The organism is Streptomyces formicae, assembly GCF_002556545.1.
Classification (GTDB): domain Bacteria; phylum Actinomycetota; class Actinomycetes; order Streptomycetales; family Streptomycetaceae; genus Streptomyces; species Streptomyces formicae_A.
Window position 1 is genome coordinate 2,644,590 of record NZ_CP022685.1, and the last position, 17,698, is coordinate 2,662,287.

Here is a 17,698-nt window from a genome sequence, read left to right on the forward strand (position 1 = left end):
GCCCGTCGGGAGGCCGGTTCCGCTCGGTAAGGTGTTCGCATGACTACCGGGGTGCGCCGCAGGATGGGTGTCGAGGAGCGGCGGCAGCAGTTGATCGGGGTCGCGCTCGAACTGTTCAGCCACCGCTCCCCCGACGACGTCTCCATCGACGAGATAGCAGCGGCCGCGGGCATCTCGCGCCCGCTGGTCTACCACTACTTCCCCGGCAAACTCAGCCTGTACGAGGCGGCGTTGCGCCGGGCCGCCGAGGACCTGGCCGAGCGGTTCGTGGAACCGCACGAAGGGCCGCTCGGCGCGCGCCTGCTGCGCGTCATGGGACGTTTCCTCGCCTTCGTCGACGAGCACGGGCCCGGCTTCTCCGCGTTGATGCGGGGCGGCCCCGCGGTCTCCTCGGTCTCCACGGGCGGGGCCTGTGCGATCGACACGGCGTCGACGACGAACGCGCTGATCGACTCGGTGCGGCAGGCGGCGTACGACGAGATCCTCAAGCACCTGGGGATCACGGACCCGCCCGCCCGCCTCGAACTCGTCGTGCGCTCCTGGGTGTCGCTCGCCGAGTCGACGGCGCTGATCTGGCTGGACGGACGGCGCATCCCGCGCGCCGAGCTCGAGCTGCAACTGGTGCACGACTTCGCGGCGCTCGCCGCGGTGAGCGCCGCCTACGACGAGGAGATGGCCCGGGTCCTGCGCGGCATCCTCGCCGCGGAGCCGGCCGACGGGCCCTTCGGGGAGCTGATCGGCCGGCTCGTCACGCTGGTGCCTCAGGCGTCGGCCGAGGTGCGGTAGGAGTCGGGCCATGACGGCGCAACTGACCTTCCGCGACGCGGCGGTCGACGACACATCGATCCTGGTCGGCCTCTACGACGAGGCGGCCCACTGGATGCTGGAACGCGGCATCGAGCAGTGGAAGCCGGGCGGCAAGGACGCACGGCACTTCCGGCGGCTGATCGGGTCGGGCGCCCACGAGGTGTGGCTCGCCGAGGACCGCGGCGAGGTCGCGGGGGCGTACGAGGTGTGGTGGGACGACGAGGCGGCCTGGGGGGTGCGGCCGCCCGACGCGGGCTATGTGCACCGGCTGATGACGCGGCGCGGAGCGCGCCCCGGCACGGGCCGCGCGATGCTCGCGGCTGCCGAGCGGCGCATCGCCGCTGCGGGCCGCGACCTGTGCCGCCTGGACTGCGTGACGACGGTGCCCCGGCTGCGCACCTACTACGAGCAGGCCGGGTACACGGCGGTCGGCGAGCTCGCGGGCAAGGTGGCGCCCGACGGGAGCACCTACGGCGTGACGCTCCTGGAGAAGCGGCTCCGCTAGGCGGTGCCCGTCAGGCGTACGGCGAGAAGAGCGATGTCGTCCTCCCTGTCGTGCCCGAAGCAGGCGAGCAGGGTGTCGCACAGGGCGGTGACGCCCGGGGGCACGTCGGCCGCGGCGGCGCGCAGGTGCTCCATGGAGACGGCGAGGTCCGTGCCCCGGGTCTCGATGAGGCCGTCGGTGACCATGAGGAGCCGGTCGGTGGGGCGCAGCACCGTCTCCGTGGGGTCGGGGCGGCCGAGGCCGAGGCCGAGCAGCGGGCCCCTGGCTTCGAGGTAGTGGGCGGTGCCGTCCTCGCCGACGACGAGCGGCGGGATGTGTCCGGCGTTGGCGACGCGGGTGCGTCCCGTCTCCGGCTCGACGAGCGCGAGGCACAGGGTGGCCGTCCGCTCGGGGTGGTAGCGCTGCAACATGGTGTCGAGCCGGTGGGCGAGCGAGGCCGGGTCGGGGTCCTCGACGCAGTAGGCGCGCAGCGCGTGCCGGATCTCGACCATCACGGTGGCGGCGTCCAGGGAGTGCCCCACGACGTCGCCGATGGCGGTGAGCAGGCCCTGCGAGGTGTGCAGCGCGGCGTAGAAGTCGCCGCCGATCTCCGTGTCGCGGGAGGCCGGTTCGTAGCGGACGACGACCTCCGTGCCCGGCACCTGCGGGACGTGCGTCGGCAGGAAGCTGCGCTGGAGGGTCAGGGCGATGTGGCGTTCCACTTCGTACATGAGCAGTCGCTCCGCGGCGAGCGCGGTGGCGTGGGCGAGGCGCCCCACGAGACGCCCGGTGTCGGGGGAGATTCCTTGGGCGTACGCGGGGACGGCGAGGCAGACGGGCTCGCAGCCCTCGCGGGCGCGGGCGAGCGCGAGCCGGGCGCCGTCCTGCGGTCCTGTGCCGCCGGGCCCTTCGGCGTGGAAGAAGCCGGGCGGCCAGAGCGGGGCGGGCACGACGGTGGTGCGCACGCCCGTCCTGCCCGCCATGACGCGCCGGGCCAGGCGGGCCACCGCGTCGTGCGCGCCTTCGTCGGGCAGGGACACGGTGGACCTGCGCAGCGAAAGGCCGCGGTACAGGATGCCGTCCTCGCCGAGGACGAAGGCGGCGGCGGGGCACCGGGTGATGCGTGCCGTGCCGACGGCGGCGGCCTCGGCGAGTTCGGTCGGACAGCGGGCCGACTGCACGTGGAGGATGGTCTCGGCGAGCTGGGTGAGGTGCCCGGCGTGCGCCTCGGCGTCGCTGCGGTGCCGGGCGCCGCGGGCCGCGGCGCGCACGACGGCCTGGATCTCCTCCGGTTCGGCGGGCACCGTCAGATAGGCCTCGCCGCCCGCGTCGAGGCCGCGGCACCGGTCGGCGGGGGCGATCTGGGCGGCCGAGAAGTGCACGACGGGCAGCGCCGCCATCAGCGGTGACTGTTTCATGCGGCGGCACAGCTCGAAGCCGTTCATGTCGGGGAGCCCGACGTCGACGAGGGCCACGTCGGGCAGCTCGCCCGCGCGCTGGCGCACGTCGAGTTCGACCAGGGCCTCGCCCGCGCTCGCGACGAGCACGACGCGGTGGCCGTCCCTGCGCAGCACAGCGCCGAGGGCATATCGGCTGGCGGCGACGTCGTCGACCACCAGGATCATGGTGTCTGCCTTGCCGTTGACGCTCACGCGGGGCCTCTTTGGGGGTGTGGGGCAGACCCCCCGCGGGCCTGCCCGACCAAGTTAGCGCCCTAGTGCACGTTCCGGGAGAAGACAGCCACGGTCCGACCGGGAACAGTGAAGATCCCGGAACTTTCTTCGTACCTGGCGGACTTGACGATAGGATCTGCGCCCTTCGCCTGCACCTGGTGCAACGCGTACGCCTGTCCCGCGACCGCTCGCACACGCTGTTCACGGGTGTCGGGGGTGGCGTTGATGACGACGACGAGGCTGCCCGCGCGCAGGGTGATGACCCCCGGCGTCTCCTCGCGTCCCGACAGCGGGAAGGAGAGGGTCCGCTGCACGTCCGCGGTGGTGCGCTGGCGGAAGGCGGGCTCGGTCGTACGGATCCTCAGCAGATCCCGGTACGCGGCGGACGTCCTGCGGATATCCGCGCAGCCGACCCGCACCGACGTCAACAAGGGCTTGGCGTAGGGCCATTTGGCCTTGTTGTCGGCGGCCGGTGGCAGTCCGCGCCCGAAGCCGTTGCCGTCGCGGCAGTCCCAGTGCAGGGCGTTGAACCAGTCGCCGCTGTCGTAGGAGTTGCGGTCGAGGGACTTGGAGCGCAGCAGGTCGGTGCCCGCCTGGGAGAGCGCGGGGCCCTGCGAGAGGGTCGCGGTCGCCAGCGCGACGACCTGCATGCGCGCACGGTCGGCGGCCGACGTCGACCTGGGCAGTTTGAAGGCGAGGGCGTCGAAGAGCGTCTCGTTGTCGTGCGCGTCGGCGTAGGCGAGTGCGTCGCCGGGGGCGGCAGCGTATCCGGCGGGCGCGCCGTTGTAGTCGACGTCGGAGCCCTTGACCCTGCGGCCCGACGAGTCGGTGAACGTGTAGGCGGCGAGGTTGCCGGTGAGGCCGACCTTGATGAGGTCCTGGTAGTGCAGGAGCCGGGCCTTCTGCTCGGCCTCGGTGCCGTTGGCCTTCGAGGAGTTGGGGTCGGTGTACAGGCCGCTGGCGAAGCCCTGGACGCCCGGGTCCTCGTCGAAGGGGCCGCCGCCGCGCACCGCGTCGCGGGCCCGGTCGGAGAAGGTCGCGATGCCGGTGCCCGCCATGTTCTTCTGGGTGGCCTGGACGAAGCGGGCGTCGTCGGCGACCTCGCCGAAGTTCCAGCCCTCGCCGTAGAGGATGATCCGCTTGCCGTCGACGCCGTCCTTCTCGGGGGTGAGCGCGTCCAGGGCCTTGCGCACGGCGAGGATGTTGGCCTTGGGGTGGTGGCCCATCAGGTCGAAGCGGAATCCGTCGACCTTGTACTGCCTGGCCCAGGTGACCAGGGAGTCGACCACGAGCTTGCCCATCATGGCGTTCTCGGGCGCGGTGTTGGCGCAGCAGGTGGAGTTCGCGACGGTGCCGTCGGCCAGGAGGCGGTGGTAGTAGCCGGGCACGATCCTGTCGAGGACGGACGTGGGGTCCTGGCCGCTCGCCGCCGTGTGGTTGTAGACGACGTCCATGACGGCGCGCAGCCCCTGGCCGTTGAGCGCCTTGACCATCTTCCGGAACTCGACGGTGCGCCGCGTCCCCTCGGGGTCGGTGGCGTACGACCCTTCGGGCACGGTGTAGTGGTACGGGTCGTAGCCCCAGTTGTAGGCGTCGTCGGCGGCGACGGCGCCCACGCACTCCTGCTGCTTGTCGGAGTCGGCGGCGTAGGAGGCGAGGTCGCAGTCGGGGCTCTGCTGGTCGGCCTTGCGTTCGGGGATGGTCGCGATGTCGAAGGCGGGCAGCAGGTGGACGTACGACGTTCCGGCCCGTGCCAGCTTTCTGAGGTGGCGTGATCCCTTGCTGCGGGTGTCGGTGAAGGCGAGGTAGGTGCCCCGGTGGCGGGCCTCGGCCGTGCGGTCGGACGCGGAGAAGTCGCGGATGTGCAGTTCCTGGATCCGCGCGTCGCTCAGGGGCACGGCCTTGGGCTTGCGCAGGGTCGACCAGCCGTGCGGGGCGAGGGACTCGGCGTCCAGGTCGACGGCGATGCTGTGGGTGGAGTCGGCGGTCAGGCCGAGCGAGTAGGGGTCGGTGACCTTGTTGGTGACGACCGCGCGGGCGCTCGGCGACCAGACCTTGACGACGTAGCGGTAGGTCTTGCCGGTCCAGCGCTTGGGTCCGGTCAGGGACCAGACGCCGCTTGCGCCGTCCCGCTCCATGGCCAACGGAGCCTGCTCGCCGCCGAGTTCGAGGGAGACGGACTGTGCGGTGGGGGCCCAGACGGAGAGGGTGACCTCGCCGTGACGGAAGACGGGCCCGAGTTCGGCCTGCGTGGCGCGGGCGGCGTAGAGGTCGTCGAGCACGCCCTGGGTCTGGACGCCGGTGGCGGTGACGAGGGTGCCGTCGGCCGCGTGCTGGGTGAGGATCACCTGGCCGGTGAGGGCGTCGGCGACGCGGTCCCGGTCACGGCCCTCGACCTCGTAGGCGGTGTAGGCCGCCAGGTGCGGGAACTTCGCGCGCTGGGCGGGCGACAGGCCGCCGGGGATCTCGCGGAGGGCGAACTCCGCGCCGCTGCCGGTGAGTTCACCGTCCCGCACGGCGAGTTCGCCGTCCGGGTCGGCGACGAGCCGAGTGGTGGCCGTGTCCCCGCCGCCCTCCGGGAGGGCCACGGTGGCGCGGTCGATCCACTGCGCGGTCGACTTCGTCAGGTCGACCGGGCCGGCGGCCGCCTTCCGTGGTTCCCGCGGCGGCGCCGCGCCCGCCGGTATCGCCGCGAAGAGGGCCGCGACGAGCGCGAGAACGATGCCGGTGACCGCCACGGTGCGGTGCCTGTGCTGGGCCATGACCGGGGAACGTACCGCCAAGTTCCCCTTGCAGCAAGACCTTGCAAGAATTTCCAGTCGACGCATTGACTGGGCCCCGCCCGCCCCTCCACGCTCACCACGACACGCAACTCGGTCCGGACGGAACGACGTTGCCCCCCACCGTGAACGTGAAGGAGCCGCAGCATGCCCACACCCCCACGACCGCGGCCACGACGGCGCGCCGCGAGACTGCTCGCGGCGGGCGCCCTGACCCTGGGTGGCCTCTCCGCCCTGCCCGCCACCCCCGCGACGGCGCGGGCCGCCGACACCGGCGTGCCCAACGGCGACACGATCGCCAACCTCTGGGAGTGGAACTGGAAGTCGGTCGCCGCCGAGTGCACCGACGTCCTCGACCCGGCGGGCTACGGCGCCGTCCAGGTCGCGCCGCCCGCCGAGTCCCTGAAGGCCGCAGGGCTCAACTGGTGGGACGTGTACCAGCCCTACTCGTACGGCCTGAACAGCCGGTTCGGTACGGAGCGGCAGTTCAGGGACATGGTCGCCACCTGCCACGGCGCGGGCGTCAAGGTCTACGTCGACGCGGTGATCAATCACACCTCCGCGCAGCCGGGGACCGGGTACGGCGGCACGAAGATCTCCAACAAGTACGACACCCCCGACTGGGATCCGGGCGACTACCACCAGGGCGACGACTGCGAGGACGAGGACCTCACGATCGACGACTGGTCGAACCTGAGCGAGGTCCAGAACTGCGAACTGCTGGGCCTGCCCGACCTGGAGACCGAGGAGGAGAACGTCCGCAAGGGCATCGCGGGCTATCTGAACAAGCTCACCGGCATCGGCGTCGACGGCTATCGCGTCGACGCCGCCAAGCACATCCCCGCGGCCGATCTCGCCGCGATCGAGGGCTACTTGGAGCCCACCTCCTCGGGCGCGAAGCCGTACGTCTTCCAGGAGGTCTACCCGGGCGCGACCCCCACCCCCGGCGACTACTACGGCACGGGTGACGTCCTGGACTTCACGTACGCGAGCAAGCTGAAGGACCAGTTCAGGGGCGACATCTCCAACCTGGAGACGTTCGGCGAGAGTTGGGGCTTCGTGCCCGCCGACAAGTCGGCGACCTTCGTGACCAATCACGACACCGACCGCAACGGCTACACCCTGGGCCTGAAGGACGGCGCCGTCACCCGGCTCGCCAACATCTTCCAGCTGGGCCGCGGCTACGGCACCCCGTCCGTCTACGCCAGCTTCACCTGGTCGGACTCCGACGGCGCGCCGCCGAACGCGGACGGCTTCGTCACCGACACGGACTGCTCGGGCGGCTGGACCTGCCTGGACCGGGACGCCGGGGTCAAGGGTGCGGTGGCCTTCCACAACGCCACCGACGGCGCGAGCTACACGAACTTCCAGGCCAAGTCGTCCGACGTCATCGGCTTCAGCAGGGGCGACAAGGGCTTCATGGCGCTCAACAACACGTCCGCCGACGCCACGTACACCTTCGCGACGAACCTCGCGGACGGGACGTACGAGAACGTCATCGACGGCGGCGCGAGCAGCGTGACGGTCTCCGGCGGATCGGCCGAGATCACCGTTCCCGCGATGGGCGCGGTGGCGATCCACCGCTAGAAGCCGCGCGGGAGTCGCACAGAAAGTGTCCTGCAAGGTCTTTCGCAAGACCTTGCAGGACTGTTAACTTCCCTCCAGCCCGGCGGCCGTCGAAGGGACGGACGGCACAGCGGGTCCATCCCTCAGGAGTTCACTATGCGACGTGGCATATCGATCGCCGCCGCGGTCTGCGCCCTTGCGCTCACCGCCACCGCCTGCGGCGACGACGGTGACGACGGCTCGACCGGCAAGGCGAAGGACGCCAAGGACATCTCCGGCTCCCTCACCTACTGGGACACCTCGGACGCCACGACCGAGGCGCCGGTCTACAAGCAGCTGATCAAGGACTTCGAGAAGAAGTACCCGAAGATCAAGGTCGACTACGAGAACGTCGAGTTCGCGTCGATCGAGCAGAAGTTCAAGTCCGCGGCCAAGACCGGCAAGGGCGCCCCCGACGTGATGCGCGCCGACGTCGGCCTGATCCCCGAGTACGCCTCGCTGCACTACATCGCCCCGCTGGACGGCACCCTCGCCCTCAAGGGCGGCACGGACGACTTCACCGAAGGACCGCTGAACACCACGAAGTACCAGGGCAAGACGTACGGCGTCCCCTCGGTGACCGACACCCTCGGGATCCTCTACAACAAGAAGCTCTTCAAGAAGGCGGGCATCGAGAAGGCGCCCACCACCTGGGACGAGTTCATCGAGACGGCGAAGACCATCAAGAAGAAGACCGGCGTCGAGGGCACCTACCTCAACCCCGACTCCTACTTCCTGCTGCCCTTCCTCTACGGCGAGGGCACCGACCTCGCCGACACGAAGACCAAGAAGATCACGATCAACTCGCCGGAGGCCGTCAAGGCCGTCACCACGGCGAAGAAGGTCTACGACCAGGCGTCCGCGAAGGTCGACTTCGCCAACTCCTACGACAACATGCAGACCTCGTTCAAGAACGGCGAGGTCGCCATGCTGGTCCAGGGCCCCTGGTCGGTCACCGACGACCTCTCCGGCAAGGCGTTCAAGGGCGACGAGTCCAACCTGGGCTTCGCCCCGGTCCCCGCGGGCTCCACGGGCAAGCCGCAGGCCCCCACCGGCGGCCACGACCTCACCGTCTACCAGGGCTCGAAGAACCTGGACGCCGCCTACCTCTTCACCCAGTTCATGACCTCGTCGACGAGCCAGCAGAAGGTCGCCGAGGAGACCGCGACGCTGCCGACCCGCGAGTCCGCGTACACCCCCGAGGTCACCAAGGACGCCCGCATCAAGGGCTTCCACCCGATCATGAAGACCGCCCGGCCCCGCGTCGCGCTGCCCCAGGTCGGCAGCCTCTTCACGCCGCTGGTGCAGCAGTACACGAAGATCCTCCAGGGTGACGTCTCCGTGAAGTCCGGCCTGGACGCGGCCGCCAAGGACTTCAAGAAGCTGCTGCCCGGCTACACCATCGGCAGCTGAGGCAGACTCACGTGATCACCGCACTTCGCCGCTCCTGGCAGAAGCACTGGTACGCCTGGGCGATGGTGGCGCCGGTCGCCATCGTCCTGGCCGTCCTGGTCCTCTATCCGCTGGGCTACGGCTTCTACCTCTCGCTCACCGACGCCAACGAGGCGAACGTGGCGCGGGACATCGGGGCCTTCCACGCCCCCGCCACGTACAAGATGGTCTGGTTCGACAACTACTGGTCGGTCCTCTCCGGCGCGGACGGCGACTTCTACCCGCGCCTGATCTGGACGGTCATCTGGACCTTGTCCTGCGTCGTCCTGCACATCGCGATCGGCATGGGCCTCGCGCTCCTGCTCAACCGCAGGATGCGCGCCAAGCTGCTCTACCGCGCCCTGCTCATCCTGCCGTGGGCGGTGCCCGCCTTCGTCGGCGTCTTCGCCTGGCGATTGATGCTCAACTCGCAGTACGGCGTCTTCAACGACATGATCACGGCGGTCGGCCTGCCCGCCCAGAACTGGCTGGCGACCCCGTTCGCCCAGAAGACCGCCGTCATCATGGTGAACGTCTGGATCGGCGTCCCCTTCAACATGGTGGCGCTGCTCGGCGGACTCCAGTCCATCCCCAAGGAGCTGTACGAGGCCGCCGAGATGGACGGCGCGTCCCCCTGGCAGCGGTTCGTGAACATCACGCTGCCCGGACTACGCCCGGTGACCAACACCGTGGTCCTGCTCGGCTGCATCTGGACGTTCAACATGTTCGCGGTGATCTACCTCCTGCTCGGCCAGAACACGACCGGTGAGGCGGACATCCTCGTGACCTTCGCCTTCCGCAAGGCGTTCACCGGAGTGTCCGACTACTCCGGCGCGGCCACCTACGGAATCGTGATCCTCGCCCTCCTCCTCGCCTTCTCGACCTTCTACCGCCGCCGCCAGCTCAAGACCGAGCAGGCGTGAGGGGGCCCGTCACCATGACCTCAGCAACCACCCACTCCCCCGCCTCCGTCGCGGCCCCGGCAAAGACCGCCGCGCCGCGCGCCAAGAAGGTCCGCGGCCGCGAGGAGCGCTCCACGCTCGCCTCGGTGGCGCTGCACGGCACGCTGATCCTGGCGAGCCTGGTCGCCGCGTTCCCCGTCGTCTGGATCGTCTTCATCTCGCTCGGCCCCAAGACCGCCTGGCAGAGCCCCGGCGAGGTGCTGAGCAACCTCAGCCTCGACAACTACGCCAAGGTCCTCACCGACACCGACTTCCCGCAGTGGTTCGGCGCCTCGGTGATCGTCGCGGGCGGCACCACCCTGCTCGGCGTGTTCCTCGCGGCGAGCGCGGGCTACGCCGTGTCCCGGATGCGGTTCCCCGGGCACAAGCAGCTGATGTGGTCCTTCCTGGTCACGCAGATGTTCCCGATGGCCGTCCTGATCGTGCCGCTGTACGAACTCCTGGCGCGCTTCGACCTGATCGACAACTACCTGGGGCTCATCCTCACCTACGCGACGACGGCGGTGCCCTTCTGCGCGTGGATGATGAAGGGCTACTTCGACACCATCCCGCACGAGATCGACGAGGCGGGACGGGTCGACGGCCTCACCCCGTTCGGCACGTTCTGGCGGCTCATCGTGCCGCTGGCCAAGCCCGGCCTCGCGGTCACCGCGTTCTACAGCTTCCTCACCGCGTGGGGCGAGGTCGCCTACGCCTCGCAGTTCATGGGCGCCGACCACTACACCCTGGCCGTCGGCATCCGCACCTTCGCCACCGAGTCCCGCGCGGACTGGGCCATGATGACCGCCGCCTCGGTGCTCATCCTGATCCCGGCGACGCTCGTCTTCCTCCTGGTCCAGCGCAACCTGGTGTCGGGCCTCACGGCCGGCGGCACCAAATCCTGACACCTCATCAGCTCCGGTAACTCCCCGCACTCCTAAGGGACTTCATGACCCAGCACGTCACCGCCGCGCCCGCCACCGCCGACTCCGCGCCCGTCCGCGAGTGGTGGCGCGACGCGGTCATCTACCAGGTCTACCCGCGCAGCTTCGCCGACGGGAACGGCGACGGCATGGGCGACCTGCCCGGCATCACCGCCCGCCTGCCCCACCTGCGCGACCTGGGTGTCGACGCCGTCTGGCTCTCCCCCTTCTACGCCTCGCCGCAGGCCGACGCCGGATACGACGTGGCGGACTACCGCGCCGTCGACCCGATGTTCGGCACCCTCACCGACGCCGACGACCTGGTCCGCGAGGCGCACTCGCTCGGCCTGCGCGTCATCGTCGACGTCGTGCCCAACCACTGCTCGGACCAGCACGAGTGGTTCAAGCAGGCCCTGCGCGAGGGGCCCGGCTCACCGCTGCGCGACCGTTTCCACTTCCGCGCGGGCAAGGGCCAGGACGGCGAACTGCCGCCCAACGACTGGGAGTCCATCTTCGGCGGCCCCGCCTGGACCCGTGTCGAGGACGGCCAGTGGTACCTGCACCTCTTCGCCCCCGAGCAGCCCGACTTCAACTGGGAACACCCCGCCGTACACGACGAGTTCCGCTCCGTCCTGCGCTTCTGGCTCGACCTCGGCATCGACGGCTTCCGCATCGACGTGGCGCACGGCCTGGTCAAGGCCGCGGGTCTGCCCGACATCGGCCACGACGAGCAGGTCAGGCTGCTCGGCAACCAGGCCGTGCCGTACTTCGACCAGGACGGCGTGCACGAGATCTACCGGGACTGGCGCGGGATCCTCGCGGAGTACGGCCCCGAGCGCATCGCCGTCGCCGAGGCGTGGACCCCCACCGTCGAGCGCAGCGCCCTGTACCTGCGCCCCGACGAGCTGCACCAGGCGTTCAACTTCGAGTACCTGACCACCGACTGGGACGCCGCCGCGCTGCGCGCCGTCATCGACCGCTCCCTGGTCGCGATGAACGCCGTCGACGCGCCCGCGACCTGGGTGCTCTCCAACCACGACGTCGTACGCCACTCCACGCGCTTCGCCGCAGGGGACGAGGCGCGCGGCCTGCGCCGGGCCCGTGCGGCCACGCTGCTGATGCTGGCGCTGCCCGGCTCGGCCTACCTCTACCAGGGCGAGGAGCTCGGCCTGCCCGAGGTCACCGAGCTGCCGGACGAGGTGCGCCAGGACCCGGCGTTCTTCCGCTCCGCGGGGCAGGACGGCACGCGTGACGGGTGCCGGGTGCCGCTGCCGTGGTCCGGGGAGCGCGCGCCGTTCGGCTTCGGGCCCGCCGACGGAGGCCCGAGCTGGCTGCCGCAGCCCGCGAACTGGAAGGACCTGTCGGTGGCGGCGCAGACGGGCGACCCGGCGTCGACCCTGGAGTTCTACCGCGGCGCGCTCGCCGTGCGCCGCGAGCACCCGGCGCTCGGCGGGGGCCGTGACATCGAGTGGCTCGCGGCCCCCGAGGGCGTCCTCGCGTTCCGCCGCGCCACCGCGGCGGGTGCGTTCGTCTGCACGGTGAACCTCACCGGTTCCGAGGTCACGCTGCCCACCCCCGGCACCCTGCTCCTGGCGAGCGCGGACCTCGCGCCGGGCACCGCCGAGACCGTGCTCCCCGCCGATTCAACGGTCTGGTGGGCAGCCTGAGATGCGACCGGTACAGTCCAATCCTGTGACCGCACGGCTAGCCGACATCGCAGCCCAGGCGGGGGTCAGCGAAGCGACGGTCAGCCGCGTGCTCAACGGCAAGCCGGGCGTCGCCGCGGCCACCCGTCAGTCCGTGCTCGCCGCACTCGACGTGCTCGGCTACGAGCGCCCCGTCCGGCTCCGCCAGCGCAGCGCGGGCCTGGTCGGACTGATCACGCCGGAGCTGGAGAACCCGATATTCCCCGCGCTCGCGCAGGTCATCGGACAGGCGCTTACCCGGCAGGGGTATACGCCGGTGCTCGCGACCCAGACCCCGGGCGGCTCCACCGAGGACGAGCTGACCGAGATGCTGGTGGACCGCGGGGTCTCCGGGATCATCTTCGTCTCGGGGCTGCACGCGGACACCTCGGCCGACATGCAGCGCTACGAACAGCTGCGGGCCCAGGGCGTGCCCTTCGTCCTGGTCGACGGCTTCTCGCCCAAGGTGCAGGCGCCGTTCATCTCGCCCGACGACCGCGCGGCGATGCGCCTCGCGGTCACCCACCTCGTCTCCCTCGGTCATACGCGCATCGGGCTCGCACTCGGCCCGAAGCGGTTCGTGCCCGTACAGCGAAAGATCGAGGGTTTCGTACGCACGATGCAGGACCAGCTCGCCCTCTCCCCCGACGAGATCGAGACCGATCTCGTGCAGCACTCCCTGTACACCCTGGAGGGCGGCCAGGCGGCGGCCGCGGCGCTGATGGACCGGGGCTGCACGGCGATCGCGTGCGCCAGCGACATGATGGCGCTCGGCGCGATACGGGCGGCGCGCCAGCGCGGTCTGGAGGTGCCGGACGACGTCTCGGTGGTCGGCTTCGACGACTCGCCGCTGATCGCGTTCACCGATCCGCCCCTGACCACGGTGCGCAAGCCGGTGCCCGCGATGGGTCAGGCCGCGGTCCGCACGCTCCTGGAGGAGATCGGCGGCACCCCCGCGCCGCACAGCGAATTCGTCTTCATGCCGGAGCTGGTCGTTCGCGGTTCAACCGCTTCGGCTCCCCGGCGCCCCTAGGGGCGTCCCGGGGCCCCGGCTCGTCCCTCGGGCGGAGAGAATGCGGTCCGAACCCGACCAGGGGATGATCGGTCGAAGGGCGGGGATCTGGCAGACTTTGCTCCTATGGGTGAGACGACCGTGACGACACTTGAGGGCCGGCAGGGCTCGACCACATCACCCATCGCGGGCACGGAAGACGACCGCAATGGGCGGACTTCCGCGCGCGTCCTGCGGCGGCTGCGCACTCCCCGCCGCCCCCGGCTGTGGTTCGAGATCCTGCTGATCGCGGTGAGCTACTGGACGTACTCCCTGATCCGCAACGCGGTGCCGGAACAGAAGTCGCAGGCCCTGCGGAACGCCGACTGGATCTGGCGGGTCGAGCACGACCTGGGGATCGCCGTCGAGCAGAGCATCAACCACGCCGTGGACTCGGTGACATGGCTCATCGTCGGCATGAACTACTACTACGCGACGCTGCACTTCGTGGTGACGCTCGGTGTTCTGGTGTGGCTCTTCCGCAAGCACCCCGGCCGGTACGCGGCCACCCGCCTCGTCCTCTTCGCGACGACGGCGGTGGCCCTGGTCGGCTACTACCTGTACCCGCTGGCACCGCCGCGCCTGATGAACGGCACGCACTTCATCGACACCGTGGTCGTCCACCAGACGTGGGGCTCGATGGCGTCGGGCGACCTGAAGAACATGTCGAACCAGTACGCGGCGATGCCCTCCATGCACATCGGCTGGTCCCTGTGGTGCGGCCTGACGATCTTCGCCCTGGCCTCCGTGCCGTGGGTGAAGGTGCTCGGCCTGCTCTACCCCACGGCGACGCTCGTCGTGATCGTGGCGACCGCCAACCACTTCTGGCTCGACGCGGTGGGCGGCATGATCTGCCTGGCCTTCGGGTTCGCGGTGGCGCGGCTCTGGTACGGCTCGATGCCTTATGCGCTGCCGCGCGAGGTGGCGGTCGAGGGCGAACCGGTGCTCACGCCGCTTCGGTGATCCTCCCGTCCTTGCCGACGGTGCGGGGCGTCGCCCGCAGGTGCAGCTTGCGGGGCCGCAGCGCCAGCCCCAGAGCGGGGCGGACCCGTCGGTCGCCCGGCAGGTGTGCCAGGTTCCACCGGGCGGCGATGGTCGCGAGGGTGAGGACGGCCTCGGTCATGCCGAAGGTGTCGCCGATGCACTTGCGGGCACCGGAGGCGAAGGGGACGAGGGCGTGGCGGGGCGGCTGGGGACGCTCCGGGTTCCAGCGGTCGGGGTCGAACACCTCGGGGTCGTCGTAGAGGTCAGGGCGGTGGTGGATGAGGTAGGGGCTGTAGGCGACGCAGCTCCCCGCGGGCAGCAGGTGCCCGCCGAGGCGGGTGTCGGCGGTGACGGTGCGCGTGAAGATCCAGCCCGGCGGGCGCAGCCTGAGGGTTTCGGTGATGACGCGGTGCGTCAGTTCCAGCCGTGGCAGGTCGGCGTGGGTGGCCGTGGCTCCGGCCAGGACGGCGTCCACCTCGGCGTGCAGCCGCCGCTCGATCCGGGGGTTCCTGGCCAGCAGGTCGAGCGCCCAGGCCAGGAGGGAGGCGGCGGTCTCCGTACCGGCGAGGAAGATGGTGACGACCGTGTCGCTGATCTCCGCGTCGGTCATGCCGGGACTGCCGTCCTCGGTGTCGTGGGCGGCGATCAGGGCCGAGAGCAGGTCGTCGTGGTCGACGCCCTCGGCGCGGCGCCCGGTGATGATCTCGTCGAAGGCGGCGCGCAGGCGCATGCGCGCACGCACGTGGGTGCGGTTGCCCTGGGTGGGGATCCTGTCCAGCGGGGGGACCATGAACATGCGCTGGTAGAAGCCGTCGAAGAAGGTCTTCACGTCGACGAGGACCTGGCCGAGTTCGCTCGGCGGCAACGCGGCGGAGAACAGGGTGGTGGCCGTGATCTTGGACGTGATGGTCATCATCTCGGTGGGCACGTCCAGGACCTGCCCGGCACGCCAGGACCCGGCCACCTCCTCGACGCAGGCGCTCATGACCTTCGCGTAGCCGGGGAATCGTGCCGGGTGGAAGGCGGGCTGGGCCAGTCGGCGCAGCCGCCGGTGCGCGCTGTACGGACAACTGGCGAGGCCGTCGTCGCCCACGACCTCCCGCACCCGGTCGAAGATCGGGCCGCCCTTGTCGAAGACGCGGTCGTCGACCAGGGCCTGCCGGGTCAGTTCCGGGTCGCAGATCATCACCAGCGTGAAGGGGCCCAGCTGGATGCGGACGAGTTCCCCGTGCGCGGAGAGGGAGTTGATGAACTCCAGCGGGTTCCGCAGCAGCGGGAGGAGATGACCGACGACGGGGAGCGCCTTGGGGGCGATGGGGACCGAACGCAAGCTCGCCATGTCCGCTCACTCCCCGCCCAGGAGGCAGGAGGGGCTCACGAGTTCTTGCGCATCGGTGCTCCCCAAGCCGTAGCGGGGCGTCTCCAAGGACCACGTGTACACGGAGTCGACCCAGTAGTAGATCGCCCGGGCATGCCTCCTGACCGCTTCGGGCAGGGAGGTGTCCGCGCAGATCGACTCGACGGTGTTGGCGTTCTCGAAACGCATCGCCGCGTTGAGGGTGAGCGCGCAGGAGAAGGCCATGTCCACGGGAATTCCGTACTCCTGGCAGATGACGCCGATGAGACTGAGCCTCTCCCCCGATTCGGCGGCCACGTGGCAGCTGTGCAGGTCGTTGTCGAGACCGACGAGCAGGCTGCCCTGTTTCATGAGCTGGAGCAGGGGCCCCGGCAGCCGCTCCCCCGGCCCGACGAGGCCCGGCTGGAGTCGCTGCACCCACATGCCGAGAACGATGCCCGCCGTGCGCGTCCTGTGCTTCAGGTACTGGTCAAGGCTCGGGAGGGGCTCCCCGCTCTCCCACGCCTGCCGGAACGTGTACTCGTGCAGGAATCCCAGCAGCAGCTCGGTGAAGCCGGGGACCAGCTCGGCCCCTCCCGCGGCGACGATGTCGTCGCGGAGACTGGCGATCGGCCTGAGGATGTCGGGCCCGCCGGACGGCGCGTGCCCGCTCTCCAGGGTTTCCCTCACGGGCTCCATGAGACGGCCGACCGGCTGGTCCCCGCCGAGGTCGACGGTGTTCAGCCAGAACAGGATCATCTGCAGCTTGGCCAGCGGGAACAGCACGTGCCACGGGGCCTGTGGGGCGAAGAGCCCGACCAGGTGGCCGGGGGTCGCCTCGGCCGTTATCCGGACGTGCTCCTTGCTCATCCCGAGATCCGCCGCCCAGGTGAGTACGGCGGACTCCAGCTGGTCGGTGCGCGGGTGAGCGGGGTAGGTCTCACGGCCCTTTCCCAGATGGGAGAGCAGCCAGGGTTTCAGGGGGTGAAAGGTACCGGGGATGTCGCCAGTCGTCCTGGGGCCGGGGCCGGGGAACGGAAGAGGCATCTCAAGCATGCTGCGGTTCCTTCCTGCGCTACTTTCCGAAACGCCGCTGACGGTTGCCGTAGAAGGCGAGGGCGCGGTGGAGGTCGGACTGGGTGAAGTCGGGCCACAGAACGGGACAGAAATAGAGCTCGGAGAGGGCCGCCTGCCAGAGCATGAACCCGGAGAGGCGCTGTTCGCCCGAGGTGCGGATCACCAGGTCCGGATCGGGCAACCCGCAGGTGGACAGGGCCTGCGCGAACGACCTCTCGGACACGGAGAAGCCGGCGGACGTCACCGCCTGGTGGGCGACGACGCGCGCCGCGGCGAGGATGTCCTGTCGGCCGCTGTAGCCGACCGCGAAGTTGATCTGGGGACCCTGGTTGTGGCAGGTGGTGGCCTCCGCGTCGCCCAGCGCGGTCGCCAGCGATTCGGGGAGCAGCCGGGGGTCCCCGAGGTGACGCATCCTCCAGTGACCGACCGCCGCCAGACGGTTGGTCAGTTCGGAGATGATGTCCAGGAGCTTGTGGAGTTCGGGCGCGGAGCGGTTGAGGTTGTCCGTCGAGAGCAGCCACCACGTGGTGGTCTCTATGCCCACGGACTCGCACCAGCGAACGGCGCGGCAGACGTTGTCCGCGCCCACCTGGTGGCCGTGCTCCACGGGGTGGCCGTGCGCCTGCGCCCAACGGCGGTTGCCGTCCACGATGAAGGCGACGTGCCGTGGCCCTCTGTCCGAGGCGAGGGCCGTCGAGTCGGGGAGGTCGCGCGGAGGAGTACTCATCGGGCACTTCCTTATCGCCTGGGACCAGAGCATGCGGGCCGGCACGTACCGAGCGGGCTCGACGAGCAGGGGAGGGGGGGGAGGTTGTGCCGACCGCGGCTTGCCCTGGAAATCCTGATCGGCTCCGCCCGGCTTGCAAAGGCGCGTCCGGGGGGCGCTCGTCGCGCGCCCACCTCTCATCGGAGGCCGCTACG

At 70.4% G+C, this 17,698-nt stretch carries 14 protein-coding genes; 9 read left to right on the forward strand and 5 right to left on the reverse strand.

What is annotated here, in order from left to right; translation table 11 throughout:
• Window positions 1-39: 39 nt before the first annotated feature.
• Both KY5_RS11180 and KY5_RS11185 read left to right on the forward strand, forming a co-directional pair.
• Window positions 40-786 carry a TetR/AcrR family transcriptional regulator gene (locus KY5_RS11180; protein ID WP_098242098.1) on the forward strand — a complete coding sequence of 249 codons (747 nt, stop codon included), beginning with the start codon at window positions 40-42 and terminating at the stop codon, window positions 784-786.
• A 10-nt stretch (window positions 787-796) separates the two neighbouring features.
• Window positions 797-1,312, forward strand: a complete 516-nt coding sequence (locus KY5_RS11185; protein WP_098242099.1) for a GNAT family N-acetyltransferase — start codon at window positions 797-799, stop codon at window positions 1,310-1,312.
• Here the strand turns inward: KY5_RS11185 and KY5_RS11190 are convergent.
• Together KY5_RS11190 and pulA are read right to left on the reverse strand one after the other, a co-directional pair.
• Window positions 1,309-2,916: a fused response regulator/phosphatase gene (locus KY5_RS11190; RefSeq protein ID WP_098247174.1), complete on the reverse strand. Its 1,608-nt coding sequence runs from the start codon at window positions 2,914-2,916 to the stop codon at window positions 1,309-1,311. The genes KY5_RS11185 and KY5_RS11190 overlap by 4 nt on opposite strands.
• A gap of 89 nt (window positions 2,917-3,005) precedes the next feature.
• Window positions 3,006-5,726, reverse strand: coding sequence for a pullulanase-type alpha-1,6-glucosidase (gene pulA / locus KY5_RS11195; protein ID WP_324961499.1), 2,721 nt, complete (start codon window positions 5,724-5,726; stop codon window positions 3,006-3,008).
• 165 nt (window positions 5,727-5,891) lie between these two features.
• On the opposite strand from pulA, the gene KY5_RS11200 reads away from it, so the two are divergent.
• The 7 genes from KY5_RS11200 (at window position 5,892) to KY5_RS11230 (ending at window position 14,343) form a co-directional block, all read left to right on the forward strand.
• Window positions 5,892-7,331 (forward strand): alpha-amylase, encoded by a 1,440-nt coding sequence (locus KY5_RS11200; protein WP_098242101.1) that lies wholly within the window; start codon window positions 5,892-5,894, stop codon window positions 7,329-7,331.
• Window positions 7,332-7,466: 135 nt separating this feature from the next.
• Entirely contained in the window at window positions 7,467-8,762 is a 1,296-nt protein-coding gene (locus KY5_RS11205; protein WP_098242102.1) for an extracellular solute-binding protein, read from the forward strand.
• A gap of 62 nt (window positions 8,763-8,824) precedes the next feature.
• On the forward strand, window positions 8,825-9,703 hold the full coding sequence (locus KY5_RS11210; protein WP_098247175.1) for a carbohydrate ABC transporter permease: 879 nt from the start codon (window positions 8,825-8,827) through the stop codon (window positions 9,701-9,703).
• 14 nt (window positions 9,704-9,717) lie between these two features.
• A complete protein-coding gene (locus tag KY5_RS11215) occupies window positions 9,718-10,626 on the forward strand; it encodes a sugar ABC transporter permease (RefSeq protein WP_098247176.1) in 909 nt (302 codons plus the stop codon).
• Window positions 10,627-10,670: 44 nt separating this feature from the next.
• A complete protein-coding gene (locus KY5_RS11220) occupies window positions 10,671-12,311 on the forward strand; it encodes a glycoside hydrolase family 13 protein (RefSeq protein ID WP_098242103.1) in 1,641 nt (546 codons plus the stop codon).
• A 25-nt stretch (window positions 12,312-12,336) separates the two neighbouring features.
• On the forward strand, window positions 12,337-13,362 hold the full coding sequence (locus KY5_RS11225; RefSeq protein ID WP_267894270.1) for a LacI family DNA-binding transcriptional regulator: 1,026 nt from the start codon (window positions 12,337-12,339) through the stop codon (window positions 13,360-13,362).
• Window positions 13,363-13,467: 105 nt separating this feature from the next.
• Window positions 13,468-14,343 (forward strand): phosphatase PAP2 family protein, encoded by an 876-nt coding sequence (locus KY5_RS11230; RefSeq protein ID WP_098242105.1) that lies wholly within the window; start codon window positions 13,468-13,470, stop codon window positions 14,341-14,343.
• Here the strand turns inward: KY5_RS11230 and KY5_RS11235 are convergent.
• Genes KY5_RS11235 through uppS form a run of 3 tightly spaced genes read right to left on the reverse strand, consistent with a single transcriptional unit; the run spans window position 14,327 to window position 17,504 of the window.
• Complete coding sequence (locus KY5_RS11235) at window positions 14,327-15,703, reverse strand: cytochrome P450 (RefSeq protein ID WP_098242106.1); 1,377 nt, start codon at window positions 15,701-15,703, stop codon at window positions 14,327-14,329. The two genes, KY5_RS11230 and KY5_RS11235, sit on opposite strands and share 17 nt — an antisense overlap.
• Window positions 15,704-15,709: 6 nt before the next feature.
• A complete protein-coding gene (locus KY5_RS11240; RefSeq protein WP_098242107.1) occupies window positions 15,710-16,756 on the reverse strand; it encodes a terpene synthase family protein in 1,047 nt (348 codons plus the stop codon).
• Window positions 16,757-16,775: 19 nt separating this feature from the next.
• Window positions 16,776-17,504: a polyprenyl diphosphate synthase gene (gene uppS / locus KY5_RS11245; protein WP_098242108.1), complete on the reverse strand. Its 729-nt coding sequence runs from the start codon at window positions 17,502-17,504 to the stop codon at window positions 16,776-16,778.
• Window positions 17,505-17,698: the final 194 nt, after the last annotated feature.

Coding starts and splice junctions, on each gene's coding strand:
- KY5_RS11180 (WP_098242098.1), top strand. CDS start 40: ATGACTACCGGGGTGCGCCGCAGGATGGGTGTCGAGGAGCGGCGGCAG.
- KY5_RS11185 (WP_098242099.1), top strand. CDS start 797: ATGACGGCGCAACTGACCTTCCGCGACGCGGCGGTCGACGACACATCG.
- KY5_RS11190 (WP_098247174.1), bottom strand. CDS start 2,916: ATGATCCTGGTGGTCGACGACGTCGCCGCCAGCCGATATGCCCTCGGC.
- pulA (WP_324961499.1), bottom strand. CDS start 5,726: ATGGCCCAGCACAGGCACCGCACCGTGGCGGTCACCGGCATCGTTCTC.
- KY5_RS11200 (WP_098242101.1), top strand. CDS start 5,892: ATGCCCACACCCCCACGACCGCGGCCACGACGGCGCGCCGCGAGACTG.
- KY5_RS11205 (WP_098242102.1), top strand. CDS start 7,467: ATGCGACGTGGCATATCGATCGCCGCCGCGGTCTGCGCCCTTGCGCTC.
- KY5_RS11210 (WP_098247175.1), top strand. CDS start 8,825: ATGGTGGCGCCGGTCGCCATCGTCCTGGCCGTCCTGGTCCTCTATCCG.
- KY5_RS11215 (WP_098247176.1), top strand. CDS start 9,718: ATGACCTCAGCAACCACCCACTCCCCCGCCTCCGTCGCGGCCCCGGCA.
- KY5_RS11220 (WP_098242103.1), top strand. CDS start 10,671: ATGACCCAGCACGTCACCGCCGCGCCCGCCACCGCCGACTCCGCGCCC.
- KY5_RS11230 (WP_098242105.1), top strand. CDS start 13,468: ATGGGTGAGACGACCGTGACGACACTTGAGGGCCGGCAGGGCTCGACC.
- KY5_RS11235 (WP_098242106.1), bottom strand. CDS start 15,703: ATGGCGAGCTTGCGTTCGGTCCCCATCGCCCCCAAGGCGCTCCCCGTC.
- KY5_RS11240 (WP_098242107.1), bottom strand. CDS start 16,756: ATGCTTGAGATGCCTCTTCCGTTCCCCGGCCCCGGCCCCAGGACGACT.
- uppS (WP_098242108.1), bottom strand. CDS start 17,504: ATGAGTACTCCTCCGCGCGACCTCCCCGACTCGACGGCCCTCGCCTCG.